General features: G+C 71.6%; 13 protein-coding genes and 1 pseudogene. 6 read left to right on the forward strand and 8 right to left on the reverse strand.

The window, feature by feature from the left end:
* Positions 1–124 precede the first annotated feature (124 nt).
* The 3 genes from ACLF3M_RS00805 to petA form a co-directional block, all read right to left on the reverse strand.
* A complete protein-coding gene (locus ACLF3M_RS00805; RefSeq protein ID WP_430654930.1) occupies positions 125–901 on the reverse strand; it encodes a cytochrome c1 in 777 nt (258 codons plus the stop codon).
* A complete protein-coding gene (locus ACLF3M_RS00810; protein ID WP_430654931.1) occupies positions 901–2,169 on the reverse strand; it encodes a cytochrome b in 1,269 nt (422 codons plus the stop codon). The genes ACLF3M_RS00805 and ACLF3M_RS00810 overlap by 1 nt, the downstream gene beginning before the upstream one ends.
* 67 nt (positions 2,170–2,236) lie before the next feature.
* Complete coding sequence (gene petA, locus ACLF3M_RS00815; RefSeq protein WP_430654932.1) at positions 2,237–2,788, reverse strand: ubiquinol-cytochrome c reductase iron-sulfur subunit; 552 nt, start codon at positions 2,786–2,788, stop codon at positions 2,237–2,239.
* A 333-nt stretch (positions 2,789–3,121) separates the two neighbouring features.
* On the opposite strand from petA, the gene hemF reads away from it, so the two are divergent.
* Together hemF and ACLF3M_RS00825 are read left to right on the forward strand one after the other, a co-directional pair.
* Positions 3,122–4,012, forward strand: a complete 891-nt coding sequence (gene hemF, locus ACLF3M_RS00820; protein WP_430654933.1) for an oxygen-dependent coproporphyrinogen oxidase — start codon at positions 3,122–3,124, stop codon at positions 4,010–4,012.
* Positions 4,013–4,228: 216 nt separating this feature from the next.
* The gene (locus tag ACLF3M_RS00825; RefSeq protein ID WP_430654934.1) at positions 4,229–5,656 is read left to right on the forward strand and encodes a S8 family serine peptidase; all 1,428 of its coding nucleotides are present in this window, start codon (positions 4,229–4,231) and stop codon (positions 5,654–5,656) included.
* A 28-nt stretch (positions 5,657–5,684) separates the two neighbouring features.
* On the opposite strand, the gene ACLF3M_RS00830 is transcribed toward ACLF3M_RS00825, so the two are convergent.
* Entirely contained in the window at positions 5,685–5,912 is a 228-nt protein-coding gene (locus ACLF3M_RS00830) for a hypothetical protein (protein WP_430654935.1), read from the reverse strand.
* 105 nt (positions 5,913–6,017) lie between these two features.
* Here ACLF3M_RS00830 and ACLF3M_RS00835 point away from each other — a divergent pair, with 105 nt between their 5' ends.
* On the forward strand, positions 6,018–6,530 hold the full coding sequence (locus ACLF3M_RS00835) for a hypothetical protein (protein ID WP_430654936.1): 513 nt from the start codon (positions 6,018–6,020) through the stop codon (positions 6,528–6,530).
* A gap of 58 nt (positions 6,531–6,588) precedes the next feature.
* Complete coding sequence (locus ACLF3M_RS00840) at positions 6,589–7,563, forward strand: Bug family tripartite tricarboxylate transporter substrate binding protein (protein ID WP_430654937.1); 975 nt, start codon at positions 6,589–6,591, stop codon at positions 7,561–7,563.
* Positions 7,564–7,656: 93 nt separating this feature from the next.
* Here the strand turns inward: ACLF3M_RS00840 and ACLF3M_RS00845 are convergent, their stop codons facing one another.
* From ACLF3M_RS00845 to ACLF3M_RS00855, 3 genes and pseudogenes are all read right to left on the reverse strand, one after another.
* Positions 7,657–7,893, reverse strand: coding sequence for a hypothetical protein (locus ACLF3M_RS00845; RefSeq protein ID WP_430654938.1), 237 nt, complete (start codon positions 7,891–7,893; stop codon positions 7,657–7,659).
* A 3-nt stretch (positions 7,894–7,896) separates the two neighbouring features.
* Positions 7,897–8,073, reverse strand: a complete 177-nt coding sequence (locus ACLF3M_RS00850; protein WP_430654939.1) for a hypothetical protein — start codon at positions 8,071–8,073, stop codon at positions 7,897–7,899.
* A gap of 73 nt (positions 8,074–8,146) precedes the next feature.
* Positions 8,147–8,447 (reverse strand): annotated as a pseudogene (locus tag ACLF3M_RS00855) (ferritin-like domain-containing protein); the annotation flags it as partial.
* Between the two features lie 79 nt (positions 8,448–8,526).
* On the opposite strand from ACLF3M_RS00855, the gene ACLF3M_RS00860 reads away from it, so the two are divergent.
* Together ACLF3M_RS00860 and ACLF3M_RS00865 are read left to right on the forward strand one after the other, a co-directional pair.
* A complete protein-coding gene (locus ACLF3M_RS00860) occupies positions 8,527–9,192 on the forward strand; it encodes a tyrosine-protein phosphatase (RefSeq protein ID WP_430654940.1) in 666 nt (221 codons plus the stop codon).
* Between the two features lie 232 nt (positions 9,193–9,424).
* Complete coding sequence (locus tag ACLF3M_RS00865; protein WP_430654941.1) at positions 9,425–10,915, forward strand: methyl-accepting chemotaxis protein; 1,491 nt, start codon at positions 9,425–9,427, stop codon at positions 10,913–10,915.
* 138 nt (positions 10,916–11,053) lie between these two features.
* Here the strand turns inward: ACLF3M_RS00865 and ACLF3M_RS00870 are convergent, their stop codons facing one another.
* On the reverse strand, positions 11,054–12,808 hold the full coding sequence (locus ACLF3M_RS00870) for an ABC transporter ATP-binding protein (RefSeq protein WP_430654942.1): 1,755 nt from the start codon (positions 12,806–12,808) through the stop codon (positions 11,054–11,056).
* Positions 12,809–13,074 lie beyond the last annotated feature (266 nt).

Consider the following 13,074-nt stretch of genomic DNA (forward strand, 5'->3'; position numbering starts at 1 on the left):
ACCGGCGCGATCTTGGCCGAGCCTTGCCGCATCGCAAAGAGGCGGCGCAGTCACCCCCCCGACAGCGGAAGGGGCCGCCCCTTGCGGAGCGGCCCCTTGCCTCGGCGTCGCGGAGGGCGAAGCCTCAGTGCTTCACGTCGGCCCAGATGCGGCGCTTCACGGCGTAGGTCAGGCCGCCGAGCACGATCAGGAACAGGACGATCTTGATGCCCATGCGGCGCCGCGCCTCGAGCTCGGGCTCGGCCGCCCAGGCCAGGAAGGTGGTGACGTCGCGCGCCATCTGGTCGACGGTCGCCTTGGTGCCGTCGGCGTATTCGATCTGGTCGTCGTTCAGCACGCGGGGCATCGCGATCTGATGGCCGGGGAAGTAGGCGTTGTAGTTCATCCCGTCCATCAGGGTGAAGCCGGCGGGCGGATCCTCGTAGCCGGTCAGCAGGGCGTGGATGTAGTCGGCGTGACCCTCGCGCGCCTTCACGATGACCGACAGGTCGGGCGGCAGGGCACCGTTGTTGGCGGCGCGCGCGGCCTGGTCATTGGCGAAGGGCCGGCGGAAATGATCGGACAGCCGCGCCGGCCGCTCGAACATCTCGCCGGTGTCGTTCGGGCCGTCCATCACCTGGATCTGCGCGGCGATGGCGCGGACCTGCGGCTCCGTCAGGCCGATCTCGAGCAGGTTGCGGTAGTACATCTGCCGCATCGAGTGGCAGTTCGAGCAGACCTCCTTGTAGACCTGGAAGCCGCGCTGCAGAGACGCCCGGTCGAAGGTGCCGAACAGCCCCTCGAAGGAGAAGCGGACGGACGGGATATGGATCTCGCCTTCCGCCGCGCGGGCCGGCGCTGCGTTGAGGGCCGCGGCGGCGCCCAGGACCAGGGCGCCGACCAGGTTACGCAGGCGGGACATCAGGCCTTCTCCATCGGCTTCGCGGCAGCGCCGGCGGGCAGCGGCCCACCCCCCCGCAGCACGGGCAGGGCAATGCTCTCTGGCAGCTTCAGCGGACGCTCCAGCCGGCCGAGCAGCGGCAGGATCACCAGGAAGTAGGCGAAGTAATAGGCGGTCGCGACGCGGGCGATCACCACCGCGATGCCCTCGGGCGGCTTCCCGCCGGCCCAGAGCAGAGCGAAAAAGGACACGGCCCAGAGCAGCAGGAACCACTTCGCCACCGGGCGGAAGCGCATGGAGCGCACCGGCGAGGTGTCGAGCCAGGGCAGGATGAACAGGATCGCGATCGAGCCGAACATCAGCACCACGCCGCCCAGCTTGTCCGGCACCGCGCGCAGGATCGCGTAGAACGGCAGGAAGTACCATTCGGGCACGATATGCGCCGGCGTCACCAGCGGGTTGGCCGGGATGTAGTTGTCGGGGTGGCCCAGGTAGTTCGGGAAGAAGAAGACGATGAAGGCCCAGAAGGTCAGGAACACCACCAGGCCGACGCTGTCCTTGATGGTGTAGTAGGGGTGGAAGGGCAGCGTGTCCTGCGGGCCCTTCGGCTCGATCCCGAGCGGGTTGTTCGACCCCGTCACGTGCAGCGCCGCGACGTGCAGGAACACCACGCCCACGATCACGAAGGGCAGGAGGTAGTGCAGGCTGAAGAAGCGGTTGAGCGTCGGGTTGTCCACGCTGAAGCCGCCCCACAGCCAGGTCACGATGGAGTTGCCGACCACCGGAATGGCGGAGAAGAGGTTGGTGATGACGGTGGCGCCCCAGAAGGACATCTGGCCCCAGGGCAGCACATAGCCCATGAACGCGGTCGCCATCATCAGCAGGAAGATCACGACGCCCAGGATCCACAGGATCTCGCGCGGCGCCTTGTAGGACCCGTACCAGAGCCCCCGCCAGATGTGGATGTAGACCGCGATGAAGAACATCGAGGCGCCGTTGGCGTGCACGTAGCGCAGCAGCCAGCCGTAGTTCACGTCGCGCATGATCCGCTCGACGCTGTCGAAGGCCATCGAGGTGTGCGCGGTGTAGTGCATCGACAGGAAGACGCCGGTCGCGATCATGATGATCAGCGTCACCATGGCGATCGCGCCGAAGTTCCAGAAGTAGTTGAAGTTCCGGGGCGTCGGAAACGTCCCGTACTCCTTCTGCATCATCGTGAATACGGGCAGGCGCGTGTCGATCCAGCGCACCACCGGGTTGGAGAACTCGCTCTGGTGAAGCCCAGCCATCGGACCTTGGCTCCTATTCGTTGTCAGGCGTCAGGGCGGGCGCGGACCATACCGCGCCCGGCATCCGTCAGCCGATGGTGATCTTGTCAGCGGCGGTGAAGGTGTAGGGCGGCACAGGCAGGTTCGCCGGCGCCGGCCCCTTACGGATGCGGCCCGACGTGTCGTACTGGCTGCCGTGGCAGGGGCAGAACCAGCCGCCATACTCGCCCTTCGGATCCGTCGGCTTCTGGCCCAGCGGCACGCAGCCGAGATGCGTGCAGATGCCGATCATCACCAGCCACGGGTCGCGCTGCACGCGCGCCTGGTCGGCCTGCGGATCGGGCAGTTGCGACATCGGTACCTCGCGCGCCTGCTTGACCTCGTCCGCCGTACGGTTGCGCACGAAGATCGGCTTGCCGCGCCAGACCACCGTGATGGCCTGGCCGACCGCGACGGGGGCGAGGTCCACCTCGGTCGTGGAGAGCGCCAGCACGTCCCGCGCGGGGTTCATCGAATCGATGAAGGGCCAGGCGATCGCGCCGACGGTCACGGCGGCGAAGGCCCCGGTCGTGAGCTTCAGGAAGTCCCGGCGGGTCTCGCCAGGCACGGTGTCCTGCCGGGACACCATCGTTTCGGCCATCTGTCGTCCCCTTCCGCGCCGCCCACGCAAGGCGGCACGGCCGCCTTCACGCGGCACGTCCAAGCCGCCTTCACACCGTCCAGTCCGATCGGGCCGTCCGTCGTCGCATGCCCGGTCAGGGGCACGCGCCATCCGTCCCGGCCGCCGGCGACGCTGCGACGCATATAAAGGTGGGGTCGCCAGACTGTAAATCCGGCCGCGATCCTGAAAATGCTGCAATTTTTTCCGCGCTCGACGCCAGTCGCGGGAGGGATCGCGTTCCGATGAAGGCGCTCTTAATCTGCGTCCCGCGCGGCGCGACGACAGCCGCCAGCCCACAGGATCGCAGGCCGCATGACCACCGCCCCCGCCCCGCAGGATCACCCGTTGCTGCCGCGCGCGCGGGCCTGGTTCGAAAGCCTCCGCGACCGGCTATGCGCCGCCTTCGAGGCCTGCGAGGACGCGCTGGAGACCGGGCCGCACGCGCATCTCCCGCCCGGCCGCTTCGTCCGCACCGCCTGGGACCGGCCGGAGGGCGGCGGCGGCGTGATGTCGGTGATGAAGGGCCGCGTCTTCGAAAAGGTGGGCGTCAACGTCTCCACCGTCTTCGGCGAATTCTCCCCCGAGTTCCGCCGCCAGATCCCGGGCGCCGACGCCGATCCGCGCTTCCTGGCCACCGGCGTCTCGCTCGTCGCCCACCCGCGCAACCCGCGCGTGCCGGCGGCGCACATGAACACCCGCTTCATCGTGACGTCCAAGGCCTGGTTCGGCGGCGGCGGCGACATCACCCCGATGGACCACGACGCCCCCCATTCGAAGGAGGACGCGGCCGAGTTCCACGCCGCCTTCAAGGCCGCCTGCGACCGGCATGACGATACCTACTACCCGCGCTTCAAGCAGTGGTGCGACGAGTACTTCTTCCTCCCCCACCGCAACGAGCCGCGCGGCCTGGGCGGCATCTTCTATGACTGGCTCGGCGACCGCACGCCGGGCAAGGGGATCGAAGCCGACTTCGCCTTCACCCGTGACGTCGGCCAGGCTTTCCTCGCGTCCTACCCGGCCATCGTTCGCAAGCGCATGGAGGAGCCCTGGACGGAGGCCGAGCGCGCCCACCAGCTCGTCCGGCGGGGGCGCTATGTCGAGTTCAACCTGCTCTACGACCGCGGCACGATCTTCGGCCTCAAGACCGGCGGGAATGTCGAGGCGATCCTGATGTCGCTCCCGCCCGAGACCGGCTGGCCCTGAGCCGCCCGGCCGGGCAGTCCGGCCGCGCTTCCCCGCCCCCGCAACCGATCCCTCCCGCCGCTGGCGGTGGCGCGGCCGCGTGCCCGCGTCCGGACCGCCGCGATTCCCTTTCCCCGGAGTCCCCGGGCCGCGGAATCAACCCAGGCACGATTTCGGTGGTGCATCCACGCGGAATGAACGATATACAAAATGATTAACGCGTTCGGGGGATGGCAGATGGAACCAGAGCTCATCGTGAAGTTGCGGCAGCCCGCTTCCGCCGCCCGCATGGCCGCCGACCCGGTGCCGCCCGGCGTGGTCGCGCGTCCCTTCGGCTCCTTCCACGACCTGCTTGTCGAGGAAAGCCTGGTCGCGGCGCCGCTGCGCCAGACCTCGGTCTTCATGGCCGCCACCATGGCGCGCCTCGGCGCCGGCGCCCAACGCCGGGTGGACCGCTACTGGCAGGTGCCCGCCCCGCCCGAGCGGCTCGACGCCCTGCTGCCCCGCTTCGCCGCCCTGCCCGAGGTCGAGGCCGTCGTCGTGCTGCCCGCGCCGGAGGCGCCGGCCACGCCCGATTTCAGCGCCGAGCAGCGCTACCGCCTGGCCGCGCCGGGCGGCCTCGACGTCTCCCACGCCTGGGGCCAGCCGGGCGGGCGCGGCAGCGGCATCCGCGTCATCGACATCGAGGGGGCCTGGCAGCTCGACCACGAGGACCTGGTCGGCGCGGTCTCGCCCTCGATCAGCCTGCTGGCGGATGCGGCGGCGAACTGGGGCGGGCTGCAGGACATCCTGACCCAGCACGGCACTGCGGTGCTCGGCCAGATGGCCGCGCGCGACAACGGCTTCGGCGTCACCGGCATCGCGCCCGACGCGACCTATGGCGTGGTGTCGCACCTCCATCGGAACTTCTGGGGCAGCCCGATCGGCCCGGTGGGCGCGATCGCGCGCGCGACCGACTTCCTGCAGGCCGGCGACATCATGCTGCTCGAGATGCACATGCCCGGCCCCCGCTTCGGCTTCCGCCCGATGGCGGGCCAGGAAGGCTACATCTGCGTGGAATGGTGGGAGCCCATCTTCGACGCCATCAGGGACGCGACGGACAAGGGCATCATCGTCGTGCAGGCCGCCGGCAACGGGCGGGAGAACCTGGACGACAGCATCTACGACGTGAACTGCGCCTTCTTCTCCGACAGCTGGCGCAACCCGCTGCGCCGCGCCGACCCGGAGTCCGATTCAGGCGCGATCCTGGTCGGCGCCGGCGCGCCGGCCTCGGGCCATGCCGGGCTGCCGCGCAGCCGGCTGCCCTTCTCCAACTTCGGCGACGCCGTGGACTGCCAGGGCTGGGGCGCGGAGGTCGTGACCACCGGCTATGGCGACCTGCTGGATGAGGGGCCGCACCGCACCTACACCGGGCGGCTCGGCGGCACCTCCGCCGCCGCGCCGATGGTCGCCGCGACGCTGGCCTGCGTGCAGGGCGTCCTGCGCGCCAAGGGCATGCCGCTGCTGACCCCGGCACGGGCGCGCGCGCTGCTGCGCGGCACGGGCTCGGCGCAGCAATGGTCGCAGGGCCAGACGATGCGCGGCGACCGCATCGGCAACCTGCCCGACATCAAGGCCCTGGTCGCGGCCGCGACCGCACCGGCCGAGGTGCAGTTGGCGGCCTGACGCCGCGACGCGCGCCGGGGGCGGGAACTCACCTCCGGCGCAACGCCGGCCGGCGCGCCAGCCAGCGCCGGACCGGCCGGTCGTAGACGCGGTCGAGCAGGGCGGCGACGGCGCCGACGCCGAGCAGCTCATAGGCCGGCATGTGCGTGATGTAGAGCGCGTAGGACAGCTCGCCGAGCCAGGCGGCGGCCTGCCGCCAGGGGCCGCGCAGCTCCATCCGGCCGAGCGCGTAACGGAGCGCGGCCGTTTCACGCACGCCACAAGTTCATTGCGGGCAGCGGATGCCCGGCACGGGGGCGGGACGCCCAGGCATGGCGCACGGCGCGCGCCTCGTGCATGGCGCGGGCAGGAGGATCGCAGCATGCCCACGACCCAGCGCGAGGAGCGCACCCTTCTCGGCCATGACGGCTTCGCCCTCGTCGCGCCGAGCCACCATCCCGCGATCGCGTCCCTGCCGGCCGAGGAGTTGCGCGCGCTCGCCACGCGGCTGCGCACCGAGCATGCGAAGCTCCGCGACCTGATCCGCGAGGGCAAGCGCGCCAGGCGCGGCAAGGGCGAGGCGCGCGCCGCGGCCGGCGCCGAGGCCGGCAAGGCGACGCGCCGCAAGCAGGTCTATGCCGCGGCGCTGAAGCGCGTGAACAAGCGCTTCGAGGAACTCACCCATGAACGCCGCCGCGCAGAGCACCGCGCCGCGCTGAAGGCCGCGCTCGCCCGTCGCCAGGCGCAGCGCGCGCAGCATCCTTCCTCGGGCTTCGGCGCGCGGGACGGCATGCGGAGCAAGGCCAGCGGCAAGGGCGCGCGCGGCGTCCATGGCGCGCGGATCGGCAGCGTCTCCGCGCAGAACAGGCGCGCCCAGGCCGCGCGCGACGGGTAGCTTGCGCGGCTGCGGCCGGCGTGCGAGCGAGGATCCAACCAGACCGGAGGATCGTCGCATGATCGCCCGCCGCAGCCTTCTCGCCGCCTCGGCCGCCGGCCTCGCCGCGCCGGCGCTGGCGCAGTCCGGCGCCTGGCCCAACAAGGCCGTGCGCGTCATCGTGCCCTGGCCGCCCGGCGGCTCCACCGACGTGCTCTGCCGGCTGCTCTGCGAGGGGCTGCAGCAGAAGCTCGGCCAGTCCTTCGTGCTGGAGAACCGGCCCGGCGCCGGCGGCAACATCGGCGCCGACGCGCTCGCGAAATCCGCGCCCGATGGCTACTCCATGGCGCCGCTGACGCTCGGCGCCTGGCACATCAACCAGTTCCTCTACAACCGCCTGCCCTACGACCCGCAGAAGGACTTCCAGCCGATCTCGATGCACTGGCAGCTGCCGAACGTGCTGGTGGTCTCGGCGGCGCACAACCCCGCCAACAGTTTCCAGGAGTTCGTGGCCTGGGCGAAGGCGCAGCGCAACGGCGTCTCCTACGGCTCGCCCGGCGTCGGCACGACGGGGCACCTGTCGGGCGCCATGTTCACCTCCCGCCTCGGCATCGACGGGACGCATGTGCCCTTCCGCGGCGCGGCGCAGATCATCCCGGCGATGCTCTCGGGCGACCTCACCTTCGCGCTCGACAACCTCGCGAGCTACGTGCCGGTCATCCAGGAAGGCCGCTGCAAGGCCTTCGTGCTGACCGGGGCGGAGCGCTGGCCGACGCTGCCGACCATCCCAACGATGGCCGAGGTCGGCGTGCCCGACTTCGTGGTGGAGAGCTGGTGCGCCATGGCCTTCCCCGCCGGCGTGCCCGCGGCGATCGTGGAGCGCGCCTCCGCTGCCATCCGCGAGGTGACGGAGCCTGCCGCGATGCAGGATCGCTTCCTCCGCGCCGGCGCCAAGGGCGTGTGGTCCACGCCGCAGGCCGTGCTCGACCGCGTCACGCGCGAGCGGCCGATGTGGCAGGAGGTCGTGCGGATCTCCGGCGCCCGGCTGGAGTAGCGCCGCCCGGCCACTGCGCGGAACGGCTCCCTCTCCCGCTTGCGGGGGGAGGGTCGGGGTGGGGGCGTGCGGTACCTCTACCGAATCAGATCACTACCCCCGCCGCTCCCCCTTCTTCGCGGGGTCATGCGTATGGTGGCTGTCGCGCTCGCCGCCGCCGCCCGACATCCGCGACTTCGGCGGGTTCGTCGGCTCGCCGGGCTCGGGGTGGTTCTTCTCGTGACGCTCGCGCGTGGCGTGGCCGTGGCTGCCGCCCTGGTGGGAGGAGCCGGGGCCGCCGCCGGTGCGGTCGGTCTCGGGCTTGTGGTCGGTCTGCCGCTGCGTGCTCATTCCTCAGCGGTCCTGCTGGTAGCCCTGGTTGGTCGTATTGGTCTTGATGTTCCCCTGGCGCCCCTGGCTGGCGAGGTTGCGCTCCTTCGATTCCTTGACCGCCTCGGCCTTGTCGGCGGCGATGTCGCCTTCCTGGCGGGCGTTGTCGCCGCCCTGAGGCGCACGGTTGGCGGGCGGCACGGGGGGAAGATGGGCCTTGGACATGGTGGTCCCTCTCGAATGAGAGACCTCAACGCCGCGTTCTCGGGCCCGTTCAGTCCTTGCCGGCCTCGTCCTGGTCCGGCGCGGCGGCGCTGTTGAGCAGGATGTAGCGCTCGATCCCGATCTGCCGGATCAGGTTCGAACTGCCGGTCGAGGTAGTCCTCGTGCTACTCCTCGTCGGCCAGGATCCTCATCAGCAGGTCGCGCGAGACGTAGTCGCGCACGGCTTCGCAATGGGCGATGCCCTCGCGCAGGTCGCCCAGCGCCTTCTCCTCGAGCTTCATGTCGGCCTCGAGGATCTCCTGCACGGACTGCCCGACCAGGACCTGGTTCAGCCGCTGTACGTTGGGCAGACAGCAATTGCGAATTATTCGCAAGTATGCCACGCCCGCCGCTCTGGTCCGCCGGGCGCATCCCGGCCATATCGGCGCCGTGCCCGACCTCTCCTCCCCCATCGGCCGTTCGCGCGCCTGGCTGAACAGCCTGCTGGTGGACCATGCCGTGCTGCGCCTGTCCTGGCGCAACTGGGGCGTGGTGGAGCCCGGGCGGCTGTATCGCTCCAACCACCCCCTGCCCTGGCAGCTTGCCCAGGCCGCACGGCGGCACGGCCTGCGCAGCGTGATCAACCTGCGGGGGCACCGGCAGTCCTGCGGATCCGACGCGCTCGGCCGCGCGCGGGCGGGCGAGCTCGGCCTAATCCATGCCGACGCGCCGTTCGAGAGCCGCGGCGCGCCGCACCGGGACCGCATCCTGCGCCTCGCCGGCCTCTTCGCCGAATTGCCGGAGCCGCTGCTGATCCACTGCAAGTCCGGCGCCGACCGCACCGGCCTCGTCGCCGGCATCTGGCTGCTGCTGCAGGGCCGCCCCGTCGCCGCCGCGCTGGACCAGCTGCACTGGCGCTTCGGCCATGTCTCCTCCAGCCGGACCGGCATCCTCGACGCCTTCTTCCAAGCCTACGGCGCCCACCTCGTGGCGCATGGCCCGAAGCCCTTCCTCGACTGGGTGCGCGAGGATTACGACGAGGCCGCGCTGCGCCAGGCCTTCACCAGCCGGGCCTGGGCGGACCGCCTGGTGGACGGGGTGCTGCGGCGGGAGTGAGCGCGCCGTCGCCCGCGGCCGCCTTCATCAAAGCGCAAGGATAGCCGGGCGAGGATGGCGCCCGCCGGTTCATCGGGACGCCGTCCGTGCTCAATCCGGGCCAACGAACCACAAGCATGCCGCGCCAGGCCGCACAGGCCGAGGCGCCCCAATCCGGCCGCGCCGCGTCGGCGTCCCTTTCCTGCCCTCGTCGCCCGGCTGCACGCCGCCGGGCCAGCCGGAGACACGCCTGATGTCCATCCTTCCGCGCCTCGGCGCGTCCCTGACCGATGCCGCCCGCTTCGCCGCCCTGCGCGACGCCCATGCCGCGATCGAGTTCGCCCCCGACGGCACCATCCTCGGCGCCAACCAGGCCTTCCTCGACGTCATGGGCTACAAGGTCGAGGAGCTGCGCGGGAAGCACCACCGGATCTTCCTGGACCCCGCCGAGACCGGCGCCGAATACGACGCCTTCTGGGCCGCGCTGCGCGCCGGGCAGGTCCAGTCTCGCCGCTTCCGCCGCCTCGCCAAGGGCGGCCGGGAGGTCTGGATCCAGGCCGCCTATTGCCCGGTGCGCGACCGCGCCGGCCGCGTCGCCGGCATCGTCAAGCTCGCCGCCGACGTCACCGCGGAGACGCTGCGCGCCGCGAGCGACGCGGGGCATGTCGCGGCGATCCAGCGCGCCTATGCGGTGATCGAGTTCAGCCTCGATGGCACGATCCTGCACGCCAACGAGAACTTCCTGACCACCACGGGCTACACGCTCGCGGAGCTCAAGGGCGCGCATCACCGCCTCTTCATGCCGCCGGGGGAAGCCGATGGCGCGGCCTACCACGCGTTCTGGGAGGGGCTGCGTGCCGGCCGGGTGAATGCCGGCGAATTCCGCCGCGTCGCCAAGGACGGCAGGGAGTTCTGGCTGCAGGCGACCTACAACCCGGTCCTCGATCCCTCGGGCCGGCCGGTGAAGGTCGTGAAATACGCTGCCGACATCACGGCGATGGTCGTCGCGCGCAGCCGGCACGAGACGATCGGGCGCGAGGTGGATGGCGAGCTCCGGCACCTCGCCGACGCGGTGGCCATCACCAGCACGCGCGCCTCCGGCGCCGCCGACGCGTCCCGCACCACCGCGGGCACCGTCCAGGCCATCTCCGCCGCGGCGGAGGAGCTCTCGAGCTCGGTGCAGGAGATCAGCCGCCAGCTCGCCAGCGCCAGCCGAACCGTCAGCCAGGCGACCGGCGAGGCCGCGGCGGTGAACGGCGTGGTGACGGACCTGGTCGCCGGGGCGGACGCCATCGGCCGCATCGTCTCCCTGATCGGCGCGATCGCCGGGCAGACCAACCTGCTCGCGCTGAACGCGACGATCGAGGCGGCGCGCGCCGGGGAGGCCGGCAAGGGCTTCGCGGTCGTCGCGTCGGAGGTGAAGACGCTCGCCGGGCAGACCGCCAAGGCGACCGCCGACATCTCCGGCATGATCAACGAGATCCAGGGCGCGGTGTCGCGCGCGGCGAGCTCGATCCAGGCGATCGGCCTGTCGATCGGGGAGCTCGACGGCGTCGTCGGCGGCATCGCCTCCGCGGTCGAGGAACAGAGCGCCGTGACGCGGGAGATCTCCTCGCGACTGCACGAATCCGCCGACGCCGTCGGCACCATCAACGACAACCTCGCCGTGATCGCGACGCAGGCGACGGAGGCCGACCGTGCCTCGCAGCGCGCGAGGACGCTCTCGCAGGACCTCGCGGCCTGACGGCGATTGGTGCGCGTCAGAAGCGCGCCGCGAATTTCCTCAGGCGCCGATCTCTCCCTCTCCCGCTTGCGGGGGAGGGTGGCCGCGCAGCGGCCGGGTGGGGGTCGGCGGAACCGAGCAGATGCACGAATGGCCCGCTCACGCGGAAAAGGCCTGCGTCCTGACCAGCCGCGCATAGAGCCCGTCGCGCGCCATCAGCTCGGCATGCGTGCCCTGCTCCACCGCGCGGCCGGCCTCCATCGCGACGATCAGGTCTGCATCGCGCACGGTCGAAAGCCGGTGCGCGATGACCAGCGTCGTGCGGCCCGCGCGCAGCCGCGCGATCGCCTCCTGCACCAGCGCCTCGTTTTCGGCATCCAGCGCGCTCGTCGCCTCGTCCAGCAGCAGGACGCGGGGATTGCGCAGCAGCGCGCGGGCGAGCGCGATGCGCTGGCGCTGGCCGCCCGAAAGCCGCGACCCGCCGGGGCCGAGGATGGTGGCGTAGCGGTCGGGCAGCGCCTCGATGAAGTCATGCGCGGCGGCGGCGCGGGCGGCGTCCTTGACCTGCTCCTCCGTCGCGCCTGGGCGGCCGCAGGCGATGTTGGCCAGCACCGTGTCGTCGAAGATCACCGCGTCCTGCCCGACATAGGCGATGGCGTCGCGCAGGCTGGCCAGCGTGACCGCGCGCAGGTCGGCGCCGTCCAGCGTGATGCGCCCGGCCGTCGCATCGTAGAGCCGCGGCACCAGCGCCAGCGCGGTAGACTTGCCCGCGCCCGACGGCCCGACCAGCGCGACGGTCCGCCCGGGCTCGGCGACGAAGGAAAGCCCGGACAGCGCGGCGTCCGGCACGCCGTCATAGGCGAAGCCGACGGCGTCGAAGACGACGCGCCCCCGGCCCGCGGGCAGCGCGCCGGCGTCCGGCGCATCCTGGATGCGCGGCGTCTCGTCCACCGTCGCGAAGACGCGCGACAGGCCGGCCAGCCCTTCCTGCAGCGCGGCGTTCAGCGAGCCCAGCGCGCGCACCGGCCGTGCCGCGATCAGCAGCGCCGCGACGAAGCCCGTGAAGTCGCCGATGGTCCCGAGGCCCTCGCTGACGCGCCAGCCCACGAAGCCGAGCACGGCGGCGACGGCGATGCCGCCCAGCGCCTCCAGCACGGGATCGAGCCGCGCGCGGCTGCGCTGGATCGCAAAGGTGCTCTCGCGCAGCCGCGCGAAGGCGGCCTCGGCGCGCGCGCGCTCCTGCGCTTCCAGGCGATAGGTGCGAACGACGCGGGCGGCGCCGAAGCTCTCGGTCAGCAGCGCCGCCGTCTCGCCCACGCGGTCCTGCATGCCGGAGGAGGCGCGGCGGATCTTCCGGCCGATCTTCAGGATCGGCACCGCGGCGATGGGGTAGAGCAGCATCCCCAGCAGCGCCATCTTCCAGTCCATCCAGAGCATCGAGCCCACCAGGCCGACGACCGTGAGGATGTCGGCGATGCCCTGGATCGCCTTGGACAGCGCCTCGCGGATCATGGCGGCGTCGGTCGTGAAGCGCGCGGCGTGGCGGGCCGGCGCCTCGCGCGCGACCTGGGCAAGGTCGGCGCGGGTGAGCGCGGCAAAGAGCCGCGACTGCAGCCCCTCGATCACGCGCAGCACGATGGACTGCGTCGCCATGGCCTGGCCGTACATCGCGAGGCCGCGCAGCGAGGTCGCGGCGATGATCACCGGCGGCAGCAGCCAGACCACATCGGGATCGCCGGCGGCGAAGCGGTTGAAGGCCTGCTGGATGATGAGGGGGTAGAGCGCAGTGACGCCGGCGAGCACCAGGGTGCAGGCGATGGCCAGCGCCAGGGCGCTGGGGTAGCGCCGGATTTCCTCCCGCCAGAGCCGCAGCACGAGCGGGACGGAGGCTGCGTCGAAGGCGGGGCGGGCCATGGCGCGGAGGTCTAGCCCGGGGGGAGGTCTGCGGGAACAGCGGCAGGCGGCGATCCCCCCACCCGCGATACCCTGACCGCCCGCTCAGGCAACGCCTGCGATCCATTGCGCAGCCTTAATGTCATCCCGCCGCCCTTGCCTTTCCACGCGGAATGCGCTAGTTCTTGTTTCGTTCCGGGCTTCCCTTGCGTCTGTCAGGTCCTTGGGTGCGCTCTCTGGGGCTTCGGCCCACCGGGATTGGTCGGGGCGGCGGGCCCGTACGCCGC

The organism is Falsiroseomonas sp. HW251, assembly GCF_050563545.1.
GTDB lineage: Bacteria > Pseudomonadota > Alphaproteobacteria > Acetobacterales > Acetobacteraceae > Falsiroseomonas.

Bases quoted from the DNA above. Each gene is read 5' to 3' on its own strand.
- ACLF3M_RS00835 (WP_430654936.1), top strand. From the start codon at position 6,018: ATGCCCACGACCCAGCGCGAGGAGCGCACCCTTCTCGGCCATGACGGC.
- ACLF3M_RS00865 (WP_430654941.1), top strand. From the start codon at position 9,425: ATGTCCATCCTTCCGCGCCTCGGCGCGTCCCTGACCGATGCCGCCCGC.
- hemF (WP_430654933.1), top strand. From the start codon at position 3,122: ATGACCACCGCCCCCGCCCCGCAGGATCACCCGTTGCTGCCGCGCGCG.
- ACLF3M_RS00810 (WP_430654931.1), bottom strand. From the start codon at position 2,169: ATGGCTGGGCTTCACCAGAGCGAGTTCTCCAACCCGGTGGTGCGCTGG.
- ACLF3M_RS00845 (WP_430654938.1), bottom strand. From the start codon at position 7,893: ATGAGCACGCAGCGGCAGACCGACCACAAGCCCGAGACCGACCGCACC.
- petA (WP_430654932.1), bottom strand. From the start codon at position 2,788: ATGGCCGAAACGATGGTGTCCCGGCAGGACACCGTGCCTGGCGAGACC.
- ACLF3M_RS00870 (WP_430654942.1), bottom strand. From the start codon at position 12,808: ATGGCCCGCCCCGCCTTCGACGCAGCCTCCGTCCCGCTCGTGCTGCGG.
- ACLF3M_RS00825 (WP_430654934.1), top strand. From the start codon at position 4,229: ATGGAACCAGAGCTCATCGTGAAGTTGCGGCAGCCCGCTTCCGCCGCC.
- ACLF3M_RS00805 (WP_430654930.1), bottom strand. From the start codon at position 901: ATGTCCCGCCTGCGTAACCTGGTCGGCGCCCTGGTCCTGGGCGCCGCC.
- ACLF3M_RS00840 (WP_430654937.1), top strand. From the start codon at position 6,589: ATGATCGCCCGCCGCAGCCTTCTCGCCGCCTCGGCCGCCGGCCTCGCC.